This is a genomic window from Rhizobium tibeticum, assembly GCF_900110205.1.
Taxonomy (GTDB): Bacteria; Pseudomonadota; Alphaproteobacteria; order Rhizobiales; family Rhizobiaceae; genus Rhizobium; species Rhizobium tibeticum.
Map to the genome: position 1 here is coordinate 1 of NZ_FOCV01000033.1, position 20,088 is coordinate 20,088.

Annotated in this window: 19 protein-coding genes and 1 pseudogene; 10 read left to right on the forward strand and 10 right to left on the reverse strand. The window is 60.6% G+C overall.

Annotated features, from left to right (window positions below):
* Window positions 1–182: 182 nt before the first annotated feature.
* Complete coding sequence (locus BSG20_RS27180) at window positions 183–1,205, forward strand: IS110 family RNA-guided transposase (protein ID WP_072380328.1); 1,023 nt, start codon at window positions 183–185, stop codon at window positions 1,203–1,205.
* A gap of 268 nt (window positions 1,206–1,473) precedes the next feature.
* Here the strand turns inward: BSG20_RS27180 and BSG20_RS36660 are convergent, their stop codons facing one another.
* A complete protein-coding gene (locus BSG20_RS36660) occupies window positions 1,474–1,611 on the reverse strand; it encodes a hypothetical protein (RefSeq protein WP_167371608.1) in 138 nt (45 codons plus the stop codon).
* A gap of 11 nt (window positions 1,612–1,622) precedes the next feature.
* Here BSG20_RS36660 and tam point away from each other — a divergent pair, with 11 nt between their 5' ends.
* The 4 genes from tam to BSG20_RS27195 all read left to right on the forward strand — a co-directional run bounded on the left by tam (window position 1,623) and on the right by BSG20_RS27195 (window position 5,179).
* Window positions 1,623–2,393, forward strand: coding sequence for a trans-aconitate 2-methyltransferase (gene tam / locus BSG20_RS27185; RefSeq protein WP_072380329.1), 771 nt, complete (start codon window positions 1,623–1,625; stop codon window positions 2,391–2,393).
* A gap of 145 nt (window positions 2,394–2,538) precedes the next feature.
* Entirely contained in the window at window positions 2,539–4,047 is a 1,509-nt protein-coding gene (gene zwf, locus BSG20_RS27190) for a glucose-6-phosphate dehydrogenase (RefSeq protein ID WP_072380331.1), read from the forward strand.
* A 388-nt stretch (window positions 4,048–4,435) separates the two neighbouring features.
* A complete protein-coding gene (locus BSG20_RS35845) occupies window positions 4,436–4,627 on the forward strand; it encodes a hypothetical protein (RefSeq protein ID WP_141652601.1) in 192 nt (63 codons plus the stop codon).
* 120 nt (window positions 4,628–4,747) lie between these two features.
* Window positions 4,748–5,179, forward strand: coding sequence for a hypothetical protein (locus BSG20_RS27195; protein ID WP_083540007.1), 432 nt, complete (start codon window positions 4,748–4,750; stop codon window positions 5,177–5,179).
* A 57-nt stretch (window positions 5,180–5,236) separates the two neighbouring features.
* Here BSG20_RS27195 and BSG20_RS27200 read toward each other — a convergent pair whose 3' ends face one another.
* Window positions 5,237–5,632, reverse strand: a complete 396-nt coding sequence (locus BSG20_RS27200) for a hypothetical protein (protein ID WP_024317911.1) — start codon at window positions 5,630–5,632, stop codon at window positions 5,237–5,239.
* A gap of 232 nt (window positions 5,633–5,864) precedes the next feature.
* On the opposite strand from BSG20_RS27200, the gene BSG20_RS27205 reads away from it, so the two are divergent.
* On the forward strand, window positions 5,865–7,424 hold the full coding sequence (locus BSG20_RS27205; RefSeq protein WP_072380333.1) for a helicase HerA-like C-terminal domain-containing protein: 1,560 nt from the start codon (window positions 5,865–5,867) through the stop codon (window positions 7,422–7,424).
* A gap of 61 nt (window positions 7,425–7,485) precedes the next feature.
* Here the strand turns inward: BSG20_RS27205 and BSG20_RS27210 are convergent, their stop codons facing one another.
* Entirely contained in the window at window positions 7,486–7,788 is a 303-nt protein-coding gene (locus BSG20_RS27210) for an alkylphosphonate utilization protein (protein WP_072380335.1), read from the reverse strand.
* A gap of 230 nt (window positions 7,789–8,018) precedes the next feature.
* Between BSG20_RS27210 and BSG20_RS37800 the strand changes: the two genes are divergently transcribed.
* Complete coding sequence (locus BSG20_RS37800; RefSeq protein ID WP_244541449.1) at window positions 8,019–8,192, forward strand: GrpB family protein; 174 nt, start codon at window positions 8,019–8,021, stop codon at window positions 8,190–8,192.
* A gap of 4 nt (window positions 8,193–8,196) precedes the next feature.
* Here BSG20_RS37800 and BSG20_RS37805 read toward each other — a convergent pair whose 3' ends face one another.
* Window positions 8,197–8,400: a hypothetical protein gene (locus BSG20_RS37805; protein ID WP_072380340.1), complete on the reverse strand. Its 204-nt coding sequence runs from the start codon at window positions 8,398–8,400 to the stop codon at window positions 8,197–8,199.
* A gap of 343 nt (window positions 8,401–8,743) precedes the next feature.
* Here BSG20_RS37805 and BSG20_RS27220 point away from each other — a divergent pair, with 343 nt between their 5' ends.
* Window positions 8,744–10,264: an ABC-F family ATP-binding cassette domain-containing protein gene (locus BSG20_RS27220; protein WP_072380431.1), complete on the forward strand. Its 1,521-nt coding sequence runs from the start codon at window positions 8,744–8,746 to the stop codon at window positions 10,262–10,264.
* Here the strand turns inward: BSG20_RS27220 and BSG20_RS38955 are convergent.
* Both BSG20_RS38955 and BSG20_RS27230 read right to left on the reverse strand, forming a co-directional pair.
* A pseudogene (locus BSG20_RS38955) lies at window positions 10,261–10,786 on the reverse strand (GNAT family N-acetyltransferase). The gene BSG20_RS27220 and the pseudogene BSG20_RS38955 sit on opposite strands and share 4 nt — an antisense overlap.
* 47 nt (window positions 10,787–10,833) lie before the next feature.
* Window positions 10,834–12,081 carry a type 1 periplasmic-binding domain-containing protein gene (locus BSG20_RS27230; RefSeq protein WP_072380433.1) on the reverse strand — a complete coding sequence of 416 codons (1,248 nt, stop codon included), beginning with the start codon at window positions 12,079–12,081 and terminating at the stop codon, window positions 10,834–10,836.
* 347 nt (window positions 12,082–12,428) lie between these two features.
* On the opposite strand from BSG20_RS27230, the gene BSG20_RS27235 reads away from it, so the two are divergent.
* A complete protein-coding gene (locus BSG20_RS27235) occupies window positions 12,429–13,265 on the forward strand; it encodes a transglutaminase-like cysteine peptidase (protein WP_244541447.1) in 837 nt (278 codons plus the stop codon).
* Window positions 13,266–13,333: 68 nt separating this feature from the next.
* Here the strand turns inward: BSG20_RS27235 and BSG20_RS27240 are convergent, their stop codons facing one another.
* From BSG20_RS27240 to BSG20_RS27255, 4 genes are read right to left on the reverse strand one after another with little or no spacing between them, the layout of a single operon-like run.
* Entirely contained in the window at window positions 13,334–13,993 is a 660-nt protein-coding gene (locus BSG20_RS27240) for a ribbon-helix-helix domain-containing protein (protein ID WP_072380344.1), read from the reverse strand.
* A 1-nt stretch (window position 13,994) separates the two neighbouring features.
* Window positions 13,995–15,290 carry an HlyD family type I secretion periplasmic adaptor subunit gene (locus BSG20_RS27245; protein ID WP_072380346.1) on the reverse strand — a complete coding sequence of 432 codons (1,296 nt, stop codon included), beginning with the start codon at window positions 15,288–15,290 and terminating at the stop codon, window positions 13,995–13,997.
* Entirely contained in the window at window positions 15,287–17,449 is a 2,163-nt protein-coding gene (locus BSG20_RS27250; protein ID WP_072380348.1) for a type I secretion system permease/ATPase, read from the reverse strand. The genes BSG20_RS27245 and BSG20_RS27250 overlap by 4 nt, the downstream gene beginning before the upstream one ends.
* 19 nt (window positions 17,450–17,468) lie before the next feature.
* On the reverse strand, window positions 17,469–18,830 hold the full coding sequence (locus BSG20_RS27255; protein ID WP_072380435.1) for a TolC family outer membrane protein: 1,362 nt from the start codon (window positions 18,828–18,830) through the stop codon (window positions 17,469–17,471).
* Between the two features lie 454 nt (window positions 18,831–19,284).
* Between BSG20_RS27255 and BSG20_RS27260 the strand changes: the two genes are divergently transcribed.
* Window positions 19,285–19,908, forward strand: coding sequence for a GGDEF domain-containing protein (locus BSG20_RS27260; protein WP_244541448.1), 624 nt, complete (start codon window positions 19,285–19,287; stop codon window positions 19,906–19,908).
* The last annotated feature ends 180 nt before the right edge of the window (window positions 19,909–20,088 follow it).

The following is a 20,088-nucleotide window of genomic DNA, read 5'->3' on the forward strand; positions in this document are numbered from 1 at the left end:
AGCGAGCCCGGCAGGTCTGGGCTGCGCTCTTGCAGGAGAATGGGAAGCCGGGAGCCGAACGCCACTCTGTGACCGAAGCCATATGCATCAGGGTCACGCATTGATGGGGTGGACGCCCCTCGACGGCATCGAATGTGCCAACATGGTGGGTGTTAACCGCCACAACAGAGGAGACGTCCGAAATGAACGCTAGCATGATGGGGTTGGATTTGGCCAAGAATGTCTTTCAAGTGCATGGATCGGATACCGCCGGCGCCGTCGTTTTCCGCAAGCAGCTGCGGCGGGACAAGCTGCTCGCGTTTTTTGCCGGACAGCCGGCCTGCATCGTCGCGATGGAAGCCTGCTCCAGCGCGCATTATTGGGCACGCGAGATCGGCAAACTCGGCCACTCGGTTCGCCTGATTGCCCCTGCCTATGTAAAGCCTTTTGTAAAACGCCAAAAGAACGATGCCGCCGACGCCGAGGCAATCTGCGAGGCGGCCCAGCGCCCGACGATGCGCTTTGTAACGGTTAAGAGTGAGGAGCAGCAGGCAAGCGCGGCGGTGTTCCGGGCACGCGATTTGCTGGTGCGGCAACGTACCCAGACGATCAACGCCTTGCGGGGCCACCTGGCGGAATACGGACTGATTGTTGCCCAGGGCCCGACCCACGTCACCAGACTTGTTTTGCACGTGGAGGATCCCAGGAGCAAGTTGCCGGAGGCCACACGCATGGCTCTCGCCATTTTGGTTGATACGCTGAAGTCGCTCGACCAAAGGATCCAGAAACTGGATGTCGAAATCGCTCGGCGTGCCCGGGAAGACGAAGACGCACGGCGGTTGGCAACAATTCCCGGCATCGGTCCGATCACCGCGACGGCTTTGATTGCCCTGGCCCCAGAAGCGGCTGGCTTCAAGCGAGGTCGCGACTTCGCTGCCTGGTTGGGATTGACCCCCTTGCAGCGCTCCACCGGCGGCAAGCAAAAGCTCGGCGAAACATCGAAGATGGGAGAGCGAACACTGCGCCGCCTGCTCATCATTGGTGCAAGCGCCGTGGTGCTGCAGGCTCGCCGGCGCGGCACCCCAGAAGGTTCGTGGCTCGGGCGCATACTTGCCCGCAAGCCACCCATGCTTGTGACGGTCGCTCTCGCCAACAAGATGGCCCGCATCGTGTGGGCACTCATGGCAAAGGGTGGCGTCTATAAGGCTCCAGCTGTGGCGGCATAACCGCCCGGCCAGAGGTCGTCGAGATGTAGGAAGGTCGAACGGAAGGTATGGCGCAACAGTCGATGAGACGGGGTCGGGAAAGCCAGGAATCTCCGGAGTGCTTCCAGCACGCCGCATTGATTTGGAGCCCGATCCGCGAACTCCCATACGGGCCAGCGACAGATGAACGGTCGCGCGAAAGGCCGGACAGATGTCAGCACCCGACTACGCGTAATGCCGCCGGAAACTCTTCTTGCATTCACCGGGGCGTCCACAGATGGAGAATGGTTCAAGAACCGAAGGACAGCAAAGCGATCTGTCCGGCGGAAAGTAAGACTTCGCCGATCGGTGCGAATGCCGGTCGAAACGCAACGGAACCCAAGGAAAAGCCGCCAACCGAAGGTGTTTTCCCCTTGAGTTCTTTCATTGGAGAGATCCATGGCATGGTCTGCCAGCCAGTATGTCAAATTCGAAGATGAACGCACGCGTCCGGCGCGCGATCTGCTGGCGCAGGTGCCGCTTGAGCATGTCCGTCGTGCGGTGGACCTCGGCTGCGGGCCGGGCAACTCGACGGAGCTGATCGTCGAGCGTTTCGGGGCGGCTGGTGTCTCCGGCCTGGACAGCGACTTGAACATGCTGGAGGCGGCTCGCAACCGCATGCCCGGCACGCCCTTCGTCGAGGCCGATCTTGGCACCTGGCAGCCAAGCGAACCGGCTGACCTGCTCTTTGCCAATGCCGTTTTCCAGTGGCTGCCGAACCACCTGGACATTTTCGACCGCTTGATAAACGGACTTGCGCCATGCGGCGTGCTGGCGGTGCAGATGCCGGACAACCTGACCGAGCCAACCCATCTGTTGATGGAGGAGACGGCGCATGCCGGGCCCTGGAAAGCCGCCTTCGAAGGGCAGAGCGTTCGCCGTCAGCCACTGCCGCCGCCCTCCACCTACTACAGCCGGCTCATCGGCAAGGCTGCCCACGTCGACATCTGGCATACCGCCTACAACCATCCGATGGCGGATGCTGCGGCGATCGTCGAATGGGTCAAAGGAACAGGTCTCAGGCCTTATCTCGACCACGCCGGCGACGAGCATCGCGATGCGTTTCTGGCCGACTACATCGGCCGCGTGGAAAAGGCCTACCCGAAGATGTCGGACGGCCGCGTATTGCTGCGGTTCCCGCGGTTCTTCATGGTTGCCGTCAAGGCTTGAGAGCGCCGTCGACGTGGAAGCCTCCTGGCTAGCGCATCAGATGGGCGCCAGGATCGGCTGACATTGGCTTGCAAGGTCAGGCGGCGTCCTGCTTGCCGCCGCACCCGCGCGCACTATAGTCGTCGCACATAGCGAGGAGACATTCATGAACGCCGCTCCCATTCCGCCAGCCACACTTGTCATTTTCGGTGCTACGGGCGACCTGACGCGGCGCCTGCTGATACCGGCGATCATCAATCTGACGCGAAGCGGATTGGTCGGCGATGATCTCAACATTCTCGGCGTCGGCATAGATCCAGGCGACGACGCTTCGCTGGTGGCACGACTGGACAGTTTCCTTTCCGGACTGAGCGAACCGATCCTGCCGGAGACGGACGATGCGTGGCGACGGCTGCGTCAGCGGATCTCCTACATGTCAGGCGATTTCACCCAGGACGGCATATTCCTCGAGATCAAGAAGCACCTGACGAGCTGCAATGCGGCCTTCTATCTCGCCGTGCCGCCGCAGTTTTTCGGACCGCTTGTCGAAAAGCTGGCCGAACACGGTCTGACCCGCGAGGCTGACGGATGCTTCCGCCGGATTGCCATCGAGAAGCCTTTCGGCACCGACCTTACCTCGGCCCGCGCGTTGAACGCCCGCATTCTCAAGAACGTCGCCGAGAGCCAGGTCTATCGCCTCGACCACTTCCTGGGGAAGGAAACGGTGCAGAATATTCTGACCGCCCGCTTCGCCAACATGATGATCGAGGCGCTGTGGAACAACAACTATATCGACCACGTACAGATCACGGCCGCCGAAACGGTCGACGTCGGAACGCGCGGCAAATTCTACGACGCCACCGGCGCGCTGCGCGACATGGTCCCCAATCACCTGTTCCAGCTGCTGGCGATGATCGCGATGGAGGCTCCGAACGGTTTCGGCGCAGAAGCGATCCGTACCGAGAAGAGCAAGGCGCTGAGCGCGCTTCGCATCTGCACACCGGAGGAGGCAGTCACCCATGCCGTGCGCGGCGCCTATACGGCCGGCAAGCTCGATGGCAACGACATCACGGCCTTCCGGGAGACCAAGGATGTATCGCCCGACAGCAACACCGAAACCTTCGTCGCGCTGAAGCTTTTTGTCGATACGTGGCGTTGGGCAGGCGTGCCGTTCTATTTGAGAACTGGCAAGGCGATGAAGGCGCGCGATACGGAGATCGTGGTGACTTTTCGGCAGGTGCCGTTCGCGCAGTTTCGCGAGACCGACGTCAAGCGGCAACTGCCGCCGAACAGGATGGTCATCCAGGTCCAGCCGGATGAGGGGCTGAGCGTCGAGATCTCCATCAAGTCGCCCGGCCTTTCCGTGGACACCGTGCCCGTCTCGCTCGACTTCCGCTATGCCGACAAATTCGACATCGGCAAGATGACCGGATACGAGTCCCTCCTCTACGATCTCTTCATCGGCGACCAGACGCTCTCCCAGCGCGCCGACGGCATCGAGGCCGGCTGGGCGGCCGTGCAGCCATTCCTCGATATTTGGGCGAAAAGCAGCGAAACCCCGGAGTCCTATGCACCGGGGAGCATGGGTCCGTCTTGCGCCGAGGAACTCATCCGGCGCGATGGCCGAGAATGGCACGAGCTGGGTGTGATCATGCACAACCACGTTCGAAAGTAATTTCGGAAATACACGTTTAACTAAAGTAAAACAGAAGAGAATTTCGCAACGCCTCCCGTATGGCGAGCGAAAATATTGTATCATGAATGTGTGATCGTAATCCATCGCAACACATTTATGGTACGCTATACAGAATATTGAGGTGTTGACCCTTTCGCCTTGTACAACGAAGATTTTCCTGCTGACCGCGTTGCTGTTCCAATGCGACAAAGAAGGCGGGGCTCGTCCAACCCCGACGGGCCCTTCTTGCGTTTTTCTATCATTTGGCGAATAAAGTATATATTAGTCGAAATTGTTAAAGCTCGATTAATATATTTACTTGCGCTCTTCCACCGCCTTGCTAAATCTATCTCGAGGGTTTTGGGGTATTAACATGGTAGATACTCATTTGTCTAAGAATCGTTCGATTTCCGATCAACGTATGGAAACCTGCAGGTCGGAGTTCGAGCCCCTCCTCTTCGAGCTCATCCGCAATGGTGAGAAGCGGGGATGGAAGGCGGCCGAAATCGCGATGGCGCTGGCCGACGCGGCTGACGACGTCATCCTTCAGCTGGCAAGGGAAACGAAGAGCAAGCATTGACCGCTTGCCTTGCCGATCCTGATATAATGACGCTTCAGAAGTGCTCCTTTAGCACGTAAAGAAATCCTTGAGCTTGTCTCCCGTGATTCTCTTGCCGCTTGCGCCAAGCAAAGGAGCCCGATGTTGCAGTTGATTGCCGCAGCTCTTCTTGCCTGTGGATGCGTCAGCCTCGCCGAGGTTGCCGACTGGCCGCCTGCGGACAGCTATGTGCCGAAGATCAGTTGCCACGAAAGCGATGCCGCCGAGCGCTGCGCAGAAATTCGTGCGGCCTGGACCGGCCTTTACGCCAATGCGATCGCTGGCCGCGTTGAAAGTCAGCGAAAAGTCTCTTTGTGCCTGAGCACCGGCTGCAACAAGGGCATCGTTGTCGAGCCCGTCCTTGGCTGCGCCTGGCGCCAGGTCATCGCCGCATCGCGCAATCCTCAGATCAACGACGCCGACCGGGCAAACGTCGAGCGTTACTGCGGCCCTCGCGCGCTTGACGATGCCGGGCGCAAAGCTGCCAGAGACCAGTCGCAAACCTGGCTGACCTTGCTCGGCGTAACGCCATAGCTAAAAATGCAAACGGGCGGGGACAAGCCCGCCCGCCGAAAGTCTTGGCTTTGCCTCTTAGACGAACTGGCTGAGACCTGGAACCGAGCCGACGACCTCGTCTACGACTTCCTTGCCGGCATGCTGCTCGGCAATCGCGATGGTCTCCTTGGCAAGCGTCGTGATCTCACCCATGCCGAGGCCTTCCGACATCAGTTGCTGGCCGAGCGCCATGATGCCGCCGCCGCCGAGCGCGCCCATGATGCTGCCAAGGATCCCGCCGCCACCGCCCTCGCCTTCGCCGTTATACTTGGCAACGAGATCGGAGGCGCCCGGAATCGCCTCGATCATCTTGGCGACCGGACCGTCTGCCGCTTCGCGCTGCAGGAAACCGAGCATCATGCCGAGCGCCTTTTCGGCCACCTCTGCGGGGATGCCCACGCGCGCGGCGATCTGGTCTACGATTTCATTCATTGTCAGCCTCCTATTTTTGACGTTAACGTCAACGTTAATCGAACTTTCGGGGCAACTCAAGCCGCCTGCCGCAAATGCAGGCTTTATCCTACTTTTCCCTTTAATGCAGACAGTTGTCCGCACTGGACTCCCTGCTTATAACAGGGAAGCGATATTACAATGACCGTGCGGGAAAACGACGCTCCGCACTTTGACGCAATCGGCGCCGACAGCCGTAGGGAGAATTTTCGAAATGCTCGAGGAAGGCAAGATTTTCGTCGGCGTCAGCCGCAATCCGGACGACAGCATCAACAAGCCGGAATATCTCGACCTGAAATTCGGAAACCGCCATGGCCTGGTGACGGGCGCCACCGGCACCGGCAAGACGGTGACACTGCAGGTGCTTGCCGAGGGCTTTTCGAAGGCTGGCGTGCCCGTCTTCTGCGCCGACATCAAGGGCGATCTCTCCGGCATTGCCGCCAAGGGTGAACCGAAGGACTTCCTGACCAAACGGGCCGAGCAGATCGGCTTCGACGACTACGAATTCGACCAGTTCCCGGTGATCTTCTGGGACCTCTTCGGTGAAAAGGGCCACCGCGTCCGTACCACGATCGCCGAGATGGGACCGCTGCTGCTTGCGCGGCTGATGGATGCTTCCGAGCCGCAGGAAGGCGTCATCAACATCGCCTTCAAGATCGCCGACCAGGGCGGCATGCCGCTGCTCGACCTCAAGGACTTTTCCTCGCTGCTTAACTACATGGCGGAGAACGCGACCGAACTATCCGGCCAATTCGGCCTGATCTCGAAGGCGTCGGTCGCCTCGATCCAGCGAGGCTTGCTCGTGCTGGAACAGCAGGGTGCACAGCATTTCTTCGGCGAACCCGCACTCAAGATCACCGACATCATGCGGACCAACAACCGCGGCTATGGTCAGATCTCGGTGCTTGCCGCCGACAAGCTGATGATGAACCCGCGCCTCTATGCAACCTTCTTGCTGTGGCTGCTCTCCGAACTTTTCGAGGAACTGCCTGAGGTCGGAGATCCCGACAAGCCGAACCTCGTTTTCTTCTTCGACGAAGCACATCTGCTCTTCAACGACGCGCCGAAGGTGCTGATCGAGCGTGTCGAACAGGTTGTCCGCCTTATCCGTTCGAAGGGCGTTGGCGTCTATTTCGTGACGCAGAATCCACTCGACGTGCCGGAGACCGTACTCGCGCAGCTCGGCAACCGAGTGCAGCACGCGCTGCGCGCCTATTCCCCACGCGAGCAGAAGGCGGTGAAGACGGCTGCGGACACCTTCCGGCCCAATCCAGCCTTCGACTGTGCCACCGTCATCACCACGCTCGGCACGGGCGAGGCGCTGCTGTCCACACTCGAGGCAAAAGGATCCCCCTCGATCGTCGAGCGGACACTGATCCGCCCGCCATCCGGCCGCGTCGGCCCGTTGACCGATCCGGAGCGCCAGCAGGTCATGGACAAGAGCCCGGTGCTCGGCGTCTACGACGAGGATCTCGATCGCGAATCCGCCTTCGAGATCCTGGCTGCGCGCGCCAGGAAAGCGTCTGACTCCGACGCAGCCAAGCAGGCGCAACCGACGCAGCCGACCGAGGGCAGTGCCTCGGGTCGCTGGACGCTGCCGGGCTTCGGCGATGACGACAACGAACAGCAGAGCAAGACCGAGGGCCGCGCCCGCTCGTCCGGCTACCAGCGCGAGACGGTCGTCGAAGCCGCGATGAAGAGCGTGGCTCGCACGGTCGCGACACAGGTCGGCCGGGCACTGGTGCGCGGCATCCTGGGCAGTTTGAAGCGCTGAGCGGAAAGGGCGCTGCCCTTATCCTGCGCGGCGTCCCATAGTCCTGCGCCAATCACGCCGCTCAACGCTTGCGCACGAACTCCGTGCGCAAGACAAGGCCTTTGATGGTGTCGTGGCGGCAGTCGATCTCTTCCGGGTTATCCGTCAACCGGATCGATCTGATAACCGTACCTTGCTTCAGGGTCTGATTGGCCCCCTTGACCTTCAGATCCTTGATCAAGGTGACGGAATCGCCATCCTTGAGAACATTTCCGGAAGCATCCCGGACTTCGCTCGCCCCCTGCCCGGCGGCAGCCAATTCCGCAGCCGGACGCCATTCACCCGTCACTTCGTCATAAACGTAGTCGTCGTCACCGCCTGCCATGGGCTTTTCTCCTGAAAGCAAGAATTTGCCGATCGGGGCGCTTATAACAGCCAAACCGCCCTGTGCAAGTTAGGCCATGCTGACTCAACTGATCAGCGTCTTTATCCGGATGTCCTCGGTTGGCCGTACCGCAACCCTGCCATCGATCGGAGAACCGGTGAGGAGCTTCGGTGCGAATAGAAATTGGGCAATCTCCACCGAGTTGGCTCGAAGATTTCACAGATCTGAGGATGGTTGTCATGCGGGCCGCACAGGCTGGCGCATATATACACCACATTGGCTCCACAGCGGCCTCAGGTCTTGCCGCAAGGGATATCATCGATATTCAACTCACCGTGGATGGTCTGGGAAAAGGTGACAGCGCCGCTTTTGAACAAGAGGTTTTAGATGCAGTTCGGCGGTGATTGATCATTGACCGCCGGAATTGTGTTGGCTGAAGAGGAGCTGAGAAAGATGCTCTTCCGCAGCACCAACCGACGGGCAACAAATGTGCACGTTCGCGACAGAGGGCGCTTCAATCAGCTTCACCCGCTCCTTTGCCGCGATTTCTTGCGGACCGAACGGATAGCTGCCAACGCCTGTGGGGTCTTCAAGCAGCGTCTGGCCTGGCAATCCTCCTCCGCACAGAGTTCTGAATGAGCTGATGCAACCGTTTCGGTTGCATTTCTCCATGCCTGATGGTATTTCGCCTATGCACTCAAAGAGAAAGGAGGGTCGCGTGCAAAAATGCTATTTCCGGTTCAACCGGCAGCGTGGCCCCGTCAACGCCCTGCAAATGCGTTTGCAGGGCTGACCAGAGACCGTTCTCACTCTCTTCCTGGTCTGCCCCTCGTGGCAGCAGTTCGGGCATTCAGCTCGTCTGCAACGATCCATCCACCGAGCTTGAGCACACGCACGCGATGAAGGCTGCATGCCCTCGCCCCGTGTGATCGCTCGGCAAGACCAGAGCAAGATCATGACCCTTATCAATATCCGCAATCTCGGCGTCACTCTGAGCGCACCGCTCTTTGCCAAGCTCGACCTCGTCATCAATGCCGGCGACCGTCTCGGGCTCATCGCCGCCAACGGCCGTGGCAAGTCCACGCTGCTGCGTTGCATTTCAGGCGCGCTGGAGGCAACCCAGGGCGACATCACGCGCTCGCGCGGACTGACGATCGGCCATGTCGAGCAGGACGTGCCGACAGGGTTGCTTGACGTTCCGTTCCACGATGCGGTCCTTCAGGCGCTGCCCGCCGACCAGCAGGCGAACGAAAGCTGGCGCGTCGACATCGTGCTGGATTCACTCGACGTGCCGGAAGCCTTGCGCAGCCGCCCGGTCGGACAGCTCAGTGGCGGCTGGCAGCGGCTGGCGATGCTGGCGCGGACTTGGGTGATGGAGCCGGACGCACTGCTGCTCGACGAGCCGACCAACCACCTTGATCTCGGCAAGATAGCGGCACTCGAGGAATGGCTGAACGCCCTGCCACGCGACGTTCCCGTCATTATCTCCAGCCATGATCGTGCCTTTCTCGATGCCGTCACCAATCGCACGCTGTTCCTGCGACCGGAGCAATCGCAGGTCTTTTCCCTACCTTACAGTCGGGCGCGGGCGGCGCTGGACGAGGCGGATGCAGCCGACAAGCGACGCTACGAGCGCGACATGAAGGTAGCCGAGCAGCTGCGGAAGCAGGCCGCGAAGCTCAACAATATCGGCATCAACTCCGGTAGCGACCTGCTGGTGGTCAAGACCAAGCAACTGAAGCAACGCGCCGACAAGCTGGAGGATGCGACCAAGCCCGCCCGCCTCGAGCGATCGGCCGGTGCGATCAAGCTCGCCAACCGCGGCACGCATGCCAAGGTGCTGGTGACGCTCGACGACGCCGAGGTCTGCACGCCCGACGGCACACCGCTCTTCCGGACTGGTAAGCAGTTCATCTGCCAGGGTGACCGGATCGTGCTGCTCGGGGAGAATGGCGCCGGCAAATCGCGGCTGATTGCGATGCTGCGAAAGGCGATCGGCAATGCCGAGACGGCACAGGACGGTATCAAGGCGACACCTTCCCTGGTTCTCGGCTACAGCGATCAGGCGCTCGCCGACCTCAAGGACAAGGACACGCCGATGGAGACGATCATCCGCCGTTTCGAGGTCGGCGATCAGCGGGCGCGGGCGCTGCTGGCGGGTGCCGGCATGACCATCGACATGCAGTCGCGCGCCGTCGGGCGGCTTTCGGGCGGCCAGAAGGCGCGGCTCGGCATGCTGGTCCTGCGGCTGGCGGAGCCGAATTTCTACCTGCTCGACGAGCCCACGAACCACCTCGACATCGACGGGCAGGAAGCGCTGGAGGGCGAGCTCATGGCACATCAGGCCAGCTGCCTCGTGGTCTCGCACGACCGCAGCTTCGTACGCGCGGTCGGCAACCGGTTCTGGCAGATCGAGCGCCGACGGCTCGTTGAAGTGGAAAGCCCGGAGCTTTTCTTTTCTTCGGCACGGCCTTAGACTTCAACAGCCGTAAGGAACAGGTACCAGAAGAGTGCTGCCTCTCTACGCTGCTCCAACGCGGCGTAGAGATACTTGTCGTATCCGCCGAGTTCGAAGCCATATCGCTTGTAGAAGCGGCAGGCGGCCACGTTGTTCGATTGGGTCTCCAAACGGATGCCGCGCGCATCTAGCTCGCGCGCCCAGCCGATGGCGCGGTCCATAAGCAGCCTGCCGGCACCGGATCTCCTGGCTGTCGACCGCGAGGTCTTCCACCGAGACAAAGTCGTTCCAGCTCTTCGACAAGAGGTAACCGCACGCCCTGCCCGCTCGGCTTACAATCACCAAGCGGCGATCCGGTCCAGCCGTAAAGTCGTCCGGGTCAAAGCCGTACGACTTGCGATGGGGCTCCACGACCCAAACCTGCCCGAACGGATCGTCATATGGCGCCAATAGCTCCGAGGTGACGTCGAACGAGAAGTCGCGGTCCATGATCGCGGGCGGCAAGGTGTCGGCATCCTCGACGAGCAACGGCTCCGCCATGCGTGCAGCGCCTGGACACGTGGTTATGCCCGAGGCTGGTGTCAACGTCAGAACGACGCCGGCGTTGCACCGAGCAGAGTGAGCTTGCCGCCGCTGATGGAATAAAGGCTCATCTTGCGCTCCACGGTACCGGCCGGCGTCAGCCTGAAGAGACCGGTCACGCCGCGGAAGCCGACCTTGCTCGTCAGGTTCTGCGCGTTCATCCCCTCCGGTCCCTTTGTCCGGACAATGCCGGCGGCAACGGCCACCGCATCATAACCGTAAGCCGCATCGGTAGAGAGCGTGCGCTTGTAGTGGCGCTGGTAGCGCTCGGCAATCATCGTCGCGCCCTCGGGCTCGACCATGGCAATCACCGTGCCCGCCACCGAGGGATTCGAATAAGCCTGCGACGGCCAGGCGCTGGTGCCGACGACGGTTATGTTCGTCTTGCCGCTTGCTTTCACAGCGCCCGCAATGGTCGTCGTGATCACCGTTTTCCCCAGGACGAGCACGGTGTCGGCATTCTGCAGAATGGCGCCAGCCCTCTTGACCGCGTCCGCTGCGGCGGCATCGGTCAGATCATAGCGGGTGAGGCCGAGGTATGTGCCGCCGCCGGCACGGATGGCGCTTGCCAATCGCTCCTCGCCCGCAGCCGGAAAATCGCTCTGCGTAAAAACTAGTACCTTCTTATGACCGCTGGCAAAGGCTGCCCGTGCGCCGTCGATGGCGCTGTCGATCTCATCGGAAACGAAGTTGTAGACATTGCCAGATGTCGGCGGCACCGGCGCGCCGAGATTGAGCAAAGGCGGTCGCTGGTCGGCCGGGACCGCGGCAATAGCCGAGGTGACGGCAGGTGATGCATAGCTGACGAGGAGAACGGAACCGCGCGTCTTGGCAGCGCTCACCGCAGTCGCGGCAGCCGGAGCGCCGGAGGCCACGTCGACAACCTTCACGAAGACCTGATTACCACCGAGTTCGCCGACGCCGAGGCCGGCGCCGTCGCGCACGTCACGTGCAGCGCCGTCGTAAATGCCGGTCGTGCCCTTGGGCAACAGGAGCGTGATTTCCGCTCCCGTTTCTCCGAAGCTCTCCTCGACCTCGCTCGAGGGGGCCTTGATATCATTGGTCTTCACATTCTTGGCGATGCCATCGACGTCGGATTGGCAGCCCGCGAGCATCCCGCAGGCGACGACGATCGACATTGCGAGAAGGCATTTGATGAGTTTCAGGGAACCGACGCCTTCCGAAGGCGACACTTGCCGTGTCGAGCGTAAACCATGCGAGCCTTGCACCTGCTCGATTGACTGCACTGTCACCTGTTCCCCCACTCTCGTAATCGCCGCCTCTTCCGGCCTTTTGGCAGATTTCATATCTGCACAGGCAACACGGGAAAGCAAACCCTTCGCCCAAACTTGGTTGATGGAGACACTAAACTTTTATGTTCTTTTGAATGGATAATTTATACTGGCTTTATCCACGCTTAAATACCTGATTTTTATAGCTGTTTTGTACGTTTCTCTCAGCCAACGAGAGACGACGATCCATGAAGCGCAGTATAAAAATAAGCAATATCGCCGCGTTTACTTTCTCCGCATTTTCCCTTGCATTGTCGCCGAATATCTCCTCGGCCTCCGCGCTTCCGTCCCCACGGATCTCCGGCGCGATGTACTCCGTTGACTTCGCTGCTGACACAGCCCGCGCGCTGACCCTTGGCGGCATCGCCAACCTCCTCAGCCTGGCGGCGAACGCCATCGGTACCATGGACGTTACTGCGCTGACCCGATCGCTGCAGCCCGAGCCTGCCGGCTGGGTGAAGGAGAGCGTCGCACCGGTGCAGCCAGCCGAGCGCCCGGCGATTGCCGCGCCGATGGGCAGCGGCGCATTCGGAACGGTCGCGATTCCTTTCAAGCGTCTTGCCGCTCTGAAGAAGTTCGCACCGTCGCTGTCGGAAATGACGGATGGAACCGCAATCAACTGCAGCGCAGGCAAATGCTCCGATGCCGCGACCGCGATCAACCTTGCCTTCACCAAGACCTCGCAGGCCTCGATCCGCGACAAGCTGAACGCAGTCAACGTCACGATCAACCACACGATCCGCTACAGCCGCGACATCGACACCTACAAGGCTGCTGACTACTGGGCAACGCCCGCCGAAACGCTCGCGCGCCAGCAGGGCGATTGCGAGGACTTCGCGATCCTGAAGATGGCGGCCCTGCACGCCGAAGGCGTCGATCTCAAGGACATGTCAGTTGTCGTCCTGTTCGACCAGAAGCGGCATTTCTACCACGCGGTGCTTTCCGTCGCGGTCGACGGCAATCGCTTCATCCTCGACAACATGCATGACGAGGTTCTGCCTGATACGAAGCTGCCCGACTACATGCCGCTCTATTCGATTGCGGAGGGCAAAGGCTATCTGCATGGAACGCGCACCGGCGCCAAGCAGGTGGCTTCGGCAATGCCGCTGGAAAAGGTGGCTCCCGGTGAAGGCGTGGCGTTCTGAGGATCACAAGCAAGACACGGGAAAAGGCGGTTGCGTTCAACTGCCTTTTTCATGTCCGGAATAGTCGATCAATAACGTGAGATGTAGCCGATCAGCATCGACTTCTCATGCGTCGGCGCCAGAGCCAGATTGATCTGTCCCTTCATCGACTGTGAGCCGACGCCAATGGTGAAGCCGGTATTCAGCGTCTTGCCGCGATTGCGATAGAGCGTTGCGATCGCTTCGTCGATCTGCGTGTCGATCGAAAACCTCAAGCTTTTTGTCAACTGCGCCGTATCTCCAAGCGGGAGACGCTGGCGCAGCATGGTCAGGAAGGGATCGTTGAAGAGCTGGATCTTCTTCTCTTGCGTCAGCAGGATCGTTGGCGAGGGCGACGCCTGGATGATGGCATTGACGTTTGCCAGCGATGACGCGTCCTCGACCGTATCCAGCCGGCGCAGCGCCCACTTGAAGCTGAGGACGCGCAGCAGCGAGGCGAGGTTGCCAGACTCGGGCATCTGCGAGGCGGTGTAGTGCACGAGGTCGGCAGTGCTCATCTTGCCGGCCGACGACATGCGACCGAGGCCATCCCAGTAGATCCGTTCGAGGCGGATGCCACGTCGCTCGCCGCCGCGGCCGACGACAGCGCGGAAGCGCGGCTCGATCTCATCGGCGCCGATGGCCGGCAAAGGCTCATCGAGCGGTTCAAGCTCGGAGAGTGCATTGCTGCCTGGCTTGACGATCAGCATCCTATCGCTCCGTCAGCGCTTCGCTGCGCGCCTTGTTGATCGGCTTCATCAGATAGCTGAGCACCGTCTTGTTGCCGGTCATGATTTCGACCGAGGCAACCATGCCGGGGATGATCGGATAGGACTTGCCGTTGCGCTCGAGCGCCGACTTGTCGGTCTTGACCTGAACCAGGTAGTAGGTCTCGCCCTTTTCCTTTTCGACGAGGCTGTCGGCCGAGATGTTCTCGACGACGCCTTCGAGGCCGCCGAAGATCGAGAAGTCGTAGGCCGTGACCTTGATCACGGCCGGCTGGCCGCGGCGCACGAAGGCGACATCGCGCGGCGAGATCTTCGCTTCGATCAGCAGCGTATCGGCGGTCGGCACGATGCCGGCGATGACGCGGCCGGGATCGACATAGGCTCCAATGGTGTTGACCTCAAGCGTGTTGACGATACCGTCAACCGGCGAGCGGATGTCGGTGCGCTTCACGCGGTCAGAGGCGCCGCGAATGGTCTCGTCGACGACCGAGAGCTCGGCCAGGGCCTGTGCCTTATCGGTCAGCGCCTGCTGGCGCAATTCGAGGGCAAGATCGCCGAGCTGCAGCTTGGCTTCCTGCACGGCTGCTTCCAGACGGTCGATGCTTTCCTGATAGACCTTGAGCTGGCCCTGCTGGTCGGTGAGATCACGCTCGGTTTTCAGGACTTCGGTCTGGGCCACAAGCTTCTTCTGGGCCAACGGGTGGATGAGGTCATATTGGCGTTGTGCGCCTTCGATGTTCTGCTGCAGGCGATCGATATTGGCGTGGGCTTCGCTGAGCTCGTTCTCGCGCTGGCGAACACGTTCCTTCAGAACCCCGAGCTTGTTCTGGTAGCTGGCACGATCGGCGGCAAAAAGCTGCTCCTCGTTTGCGCACACTTCCTTTGCAACGGCCAAAATCTCTTGCGGGCAGATAAAAGGCGTATCGTATTGGCCGGCTTCCTCGAGCTTCAATCGGGCCACCTTGGCACCAAGCGCCCGGGCCTTGGCGACGGATTCACCAAGCGACGACGTCGTCGTCGTGTTGTCGAGCTGGACCAGCAGCTGGCCCTTGCGAACGACCTGACCGAGGACGACGGCGATTTGCTGCACGACGCCGGGCTCCGAAGACTGGATGATCTGCGTCTTCGAAACTGGAATGACTTTGCCCTCGCCGCGGGCGATCTCGTTGACATCGGCGATCGCCGCCCAGGCGAGGAAGCTCGCAATGACCAGAGCCACCAACGCCAGAATGCCGCGGGCGAGAAGTGGAGGATTGTCGTGGCGATTGTTGAGGCTCATGGCTGCGCCCCCGCCGGTTTGCGCTGCATCGCTTCGATGACTGCATTCTTCGGTCCGTCGGCGATGATCCGACCCTTGTCGACAACGATCAGACGGTCGACGAGCTCGAGCATGCTGTAGCGGTGGGTGGCGATCAGCAGTGTGGTGTCGCGACTGATGGCCGTCGACAGGCGCGCAATCAGGTTGCGCTCGGTCGCCAGGTCCATGGCGCCCGATGGCTCGTCGAGAAATACGATCTTCGGCTTGGTGAGCAGCAGACGGGCGATCGTCAGCGCCTGCTTCTGGCCGCTCGACAGGTTGGTGCCGCGTTCTCCGACCGGCATGTCGAAACCGCGAGGATGATTGCCCACGAACTCGTCGACACCGGTCATGCGGGCGACCTCGAGGAGCTCCTCGTCGGTCGCGTCGGCGCGCCCGATCAACAGGTTTTCCTTGACCGTGCCCGAGAAGAGATCGGACGACTGGCCGGCCACGGCGACCGCCGAGCGAACTTCGGCCATGTGATATTGCCGGATATCGACGCCATCGATCAGCACACGGCCGCCCGAGGGACAAAAGAGCCCGTCAAGCAAGCGGCCGAGAGTGGTCTTGCCGGAACCGATGCGGCCAATGATGCCGATGCGTTCACCCGGCTGCACCGTAAAGGACAGCTTGTTGATGACGGGATAGTCCGATCCCGGATACTGGAAGGACACATCCTGGAAGCTGAAGGCACCGCGGGTGATCTCGCGGTTGACGAAGCCGACGGTGGACGGACGATCGTCGGGCTGCTCCATGATCTTATCGAGAATGCGAAGGGACATGGTTGCCTGGCGGAAGCGCGCCAGCGTCATGGCGATCTGGCCGAGCGGTGCGCCCGCGCGGCTCGCCAGCATGACCGTCGCGACAATCGCGCCCATGGCAATGCGGCCTTCGGAGAACTCGTAGGTGCCGGCAATCACGATCAGGACGCTCACCATCTGCTGGATGAACATCGTCATGTTGATGGCGTTCGTCGAGATATGCTTGATGTCCTCGCTGGTGCGACTCGAATACTTGGTAAGCTCCTGCCAGCGGCGCAGCATCGTCGCTTCGGCGCGCAGGCTCTTCAGCGTTTCGATCGTCGAAATCGTCTCCACCAGCAAGGATTGGCGCCGCGATGCCTCGTTGGCGGCGGTCGCCATGCGCTTGCCGATCGCGGCCTGCGCGTAGAGGCCAATGATGACAGACAACACGAATGCTACGGCCGGAATGACCACCAGCCAGCCGGAAATCAGATAAATGACCGCGAGGAAGATGAAAACGAACAGACTGTCGATCAGCACGCCGATGGTGTTCGAGGTGAAGAACTCGCGAACGAATTCGTACTGCGTGACGCGGTTGGCATATTCGCCCGTCGACATCGGCCGCGAGGCGAGCGTCGAGTTGAGCACCTTGTCGAAGAGAAGCTGCGACAGACGCAGGTCGGCCTTTCGCCCGGCATAGTCGATGAGCGACGAACGCGCCGTCTTCAAGAGGAAGTCGAAGATATAGGCAAGCGAGATACCCGCGGCCAACACCCAAAGCGTCGAGATTGCCTTGTTCGGCAGCACCCGATCATAGACGTTCATCGTAAAGAGCGGAGAGCCGAGCGCAATCAGATTGATGAAGAGCGCCGCGACCATGACGCGCACATAGGTGCGCCAGTAAGGTGCGAGGGTCGTTGCTAGCCAATGCCGCTTCTCGATCTCCACGGCATTACCAACCAGTGCCTCTTCCGAGGCGTTCTGATAGTAAAGCGTGAAGGCAAATGCCAGCTGCGGCTTCAGCGCCAGGAATTCTTCGCGCGTCAGCCGGATCTCACTGCCGGCGATGGGAACGATATCCGTGACATAGGAACCGTCCTCGGCGACCTCGAGCAGAGGCAGCACGCTGCCATCGGCAAACGCAGCGATCGCCGGACAATCGAAATTGCCCTGGCGGCATTCGCGCTCCTGATGCTTGATCACCTGCAGGCCGATGCGCTCGGCCATGCGTTCGACATCGTCAACCTCAAGCGACTCGGTCACCTCATCCGGAAGACCGGAGAAGAGGACCGTGTCGGAGCTTGGTCGGCCATAGAACGCAGCCACGGATTTGAATGCGGCTTTGAATGTCTGCAGCGATGTGCTGCTGGAAGTCTCGAGCGCTACGTTCAGCATTGTTCCATGGCCATCTCGACTACTGCTGTCGAATTGGCGCTAGGAGATCCAGGGGCAAGCCGGCTTTCTGATGGGAATCAAGCTCGACATATCCAGGATTCGCGACACTGGCGGGGACAGCAAACTCTTCCCGCGCATAAGGCTTGGACTGATCGACCGGCCTCAGCTTCATCGTCTGAAGCAGATTGCCCGAGGCCGCCAGGATCTTGTACTCGGCAAACTGCGATGCGACGCGCGCGGTATCGGCGAGAACCTGCGTGTTGAATCTGGTGTTTTGCGCATCGAGCACGTCGAGCAGCGAGCGCTGGCCAACCTTGAACTGCTCGCGGTAGGAACCGACGAGCTGGTTGTTGATCGAGGCCTGCTTGTTGAGGATACCGGAAAGCTCGCCGCGGCTGACGCGCTCGTTCCAGGCCGAGCGAACCGACTGCTCGACCTCGCGCTGAACCTGGGCGAGATTATAGCGCTGCTCATCGGCGCGGCGGATCTGCTCCTGCTCGCGGGCGACATCGATGCCGCCGCGATAGAGGTTCCAGCGGGCAACGACGCGAACCTGATAGTCGTTGGTGTTGCCTTCGTCGCCATCGATGTCGTTGCCGACGCGGGCCGTGCCTTCGAGATTGACCTTCGGCATATAGTTGGCGCGCGCGCCGCGAACGCCGGCATCGGCTGCGTTGATATCCGCATTGGCCGAATAGATGCGCGGGCTGTTCTTGCCAGCAACGAAGACCGCATCGTTCAACGTCTTCGGCACGAACTTGCCGACCGTGGGCGGCGTCTGCGCATTGGTGATCGGCTCGCCGACGACCTGCAGGAAGCGGATCTTCGTCTGCTCAAGTTCTTCGAGCGCTTCGCGCAGCCGCGCCTTGGCGGCCTGCAAGCGCTCGCTGCCCTGCAGCCGGTCGGCATCCGTCAGGGCGCCGCCCTTGATGCTCTCGTCGATGTCGCCGACCATCTGCGAGTGGAAGGCGACGTTCTGCTTGGCAGCAGCAACGATCTGGTTCTGGAGCACGTACTCCAGATAATCCTGCGTCACTTCAAGGGCGAGCGACTCGGAGCGTTCGAGCACCCGAAAGGAGGCGCCATCGACGCGCGAGGCCTGCTGCTCGACTTGGGAGCGGCGGCTGCCGCCATCATAAAGTGTCTGCGAGATCGTCAGACCAACATCGCCTGGCGACAGATAGTCATGATCATCTCTCAGCGAACCGGAGCTGGCATTCGAGAGCCGACGACGCCCGATCCCGCTCTCCAGATCCACCGATGGCAAGTATAAACCGCGCGCCTGGCGAAGTTCAAACTCGACAGCTTCACGATCCTTCGCAGCCTGCAAGATCTGCGGGTTCGTTTTCATCGTCTTTTCGATGGCCTGCTGCAGAGATATTGCATTGGCATCAGCATAAAACGAAAAACTTAAAGCAACCGTCGCAGACAATGCTGCAAAAATTCTTTTGCCTTTAAACAAGATCGATGCCCCTCAACATCAAAGATTCACCCGGCGTACCCGTATACCAAAGATTTTCTTTAGCAAGTAAGTAACACCAATCTTTCCACATTCCAATCGCGACGGCGAGCATTCCTGCCAAGACAGTTAATCGCGGTGGACAACTGCCTAAAGCGAGAATTTTACAGGATTTTTTAACGGGGGCTTTGCCCGAACCTGTTTATCTGGCATTACTTTCAAACGGACATGAACCGCGATGAATTTCAGCCAGCGTTACTCTTCCGCCACAATCGTTTCAGCTCTTCGGATCGCCACCCTCGGCGCAATCTGCTACGCGGCTGGATCCGTCGGCGTTTTACTTATCTTAAACCTTCTCATGCCGGATCGACCATTTTTGGTAGGATTTGCCGGCGCCGGCGTAATTTCTCTTTTTGTTGCATTTCCGCTGCTTCTGATCTTGCAGTTCAAGGTCAGCGAGCTCCGAAAACTGCAGGAAACGGTTAACTATACTGCGCGCCACGACAGCGTGACCAAGACGCTGAACGGCACGGCCTTTGCCGCAGCCGTCGAGCACTACATCGACCGGCGCAAACGAATCGCAACCGACGCCGGCGGCGTGATGATCGCGGTCGTCGTCGATACGCTCGACGAGATCAGCCGGCGCTACGGTCCGCAATGGGCCGACACGGTCATGCAGTCGCTTGCCGCGATCATCCAGTCGTCGGTCAGAAAGGGCGATCTGGTTGCCCGCCTCGCCACCAACGAACTCGGGGTCTTCCTCCCCGGCGCGACAGTTGAGAATGCCCAGGATGTCGGCACCCGTATCCGCCGGCGCGTGGCTGAAGCCTCCTTCTCGGCCGAGGGCACGCCGATGACGATCGGCATCCGTCTCGGCGGCGCGGTCTTCGAGGGACCGACCGACTTCAACCACATCCGCCAACTGGCCGACGAAATGGCCATGCAGCGCGGCGGCGAGAGCGAAGACGCCATCCCGATGTCGCGGCTGCCGGCAGCCTGAGCTGACAGGAGCCACAAGAACCAAGGAAGGGCGCCGAGAGGCGCCCTTTTCGTTGTTGTTGGCGTCTTCAACAAGCGCGGCGTCTTTCGATCGTCGAGAACGCTCAAGATGTCGGCACCCGCATGCGCCAGCCGCTGGCCGAAGCCTCTTTCTCGGCGAGGGTACGCGAATATCATTGAC

Excerpts from the sequence above, each read along its gene's own strand:
- BSG20_RS27180 (WP_072380328.1), top strand. The coding sequence starts at position 183 with ATGAACGCTAGCATGATGGGGTTGGATTTGGCCAAGAATGTCTTTCAA.
- BSG20_RS36660 (WP_167371608.1), bottom strand. The coding sequence starts at position 1,611 with ATGAAAGAACTCAAGGGGAAAACACCTTCGGTTGGCGGCTTTTCCTTG.
- tam (WP_072380329.1), top strand. The coding sequence starts at position 1,623 with ATGGCATGGTCTGCCAGCCAGTATGTCAAATTCGAAGATGAACGCACG.
- zwf (WP_072380331.1), top strand. The coding sequence starts at position 2,539 with ATGAACGCCGCTCCCATTCCGCCAGCCACACTTGTCATTTTCGGTGCT.
- BSG20_RS27195 (WP_083540007.1), top strand. The coding sequence starts at position 4,748 with ATGTTGCAGTTGATTGCCGCAGCTCTTCTTGCCTGTGGATGCGTCAGC.
- BSG20_RS27200 (WP_024317911.1), bottom strand. The coding sequence starts at position 5,632 with ATGAATGAAATCGTAGACCAGATCGCCGCGCGCGTGGGCATCCCCGCA.
- BSG20_RS27205 (WP_072380333.1), top strand. The coding sequence starts at position 5,865 with ATGCTCGAGGAAGGCAAGATTTTCGTCGGCGTCAGCCGCAATCCGGAC.
- BSG20_RS27210 (WP_072380335.1), bottom strand. The coding sequence starts at position 7,788 with ATGGCAGGCGGTGACGACGACTACGTTTATGACGAAGTGACGGGTGAA.
- BSG20_RS37800 (WP_244541449.1), top strand. The coding sequence starts at position 8,019 with ATGGTTGTCATGCGGGCCGCACAGGCTGGCGCATATATACACCACATT.
- BSG20_RS27220 (WP_072380431.1), top strand. The coding sequence starts at position 8,744 with ATGACCCTTATCAATATCCGCAATCTCGGCGTCACTCTGAGCGCACCG.
- BSG20_RS27235 (WP_244541447.1), top strand. The coding sequence starts at position 12,429 with ATGTACTCCGTTGACTTCGCTGCTGACACAGCCCGCGCGCTGACCCTT.
- BSG20_RS27240 (WP_072380344.1), bottom strand. The coding sequence starts at position 13,993 with ATGCTGATCGTCAAGCCAGGCAGCAATGCACTCTCCGAGCTTGAACCG.
- BSG20_RS27245 (WP_072380346.1), bottom strand. The coding sequence starts at position 15,290 with ATGAGCCTCAACAATCGCCACGACAATCCTCCACTTCTCGCCCGCGGC.
- BSG20_RS27250 (WP_072380348.1), bottom strand. The coding sequence starts at position 17,449 with ATGCTGAACGTAGCGCTCGAGACTTCCAGCAGCACATCGCTGCAGACA.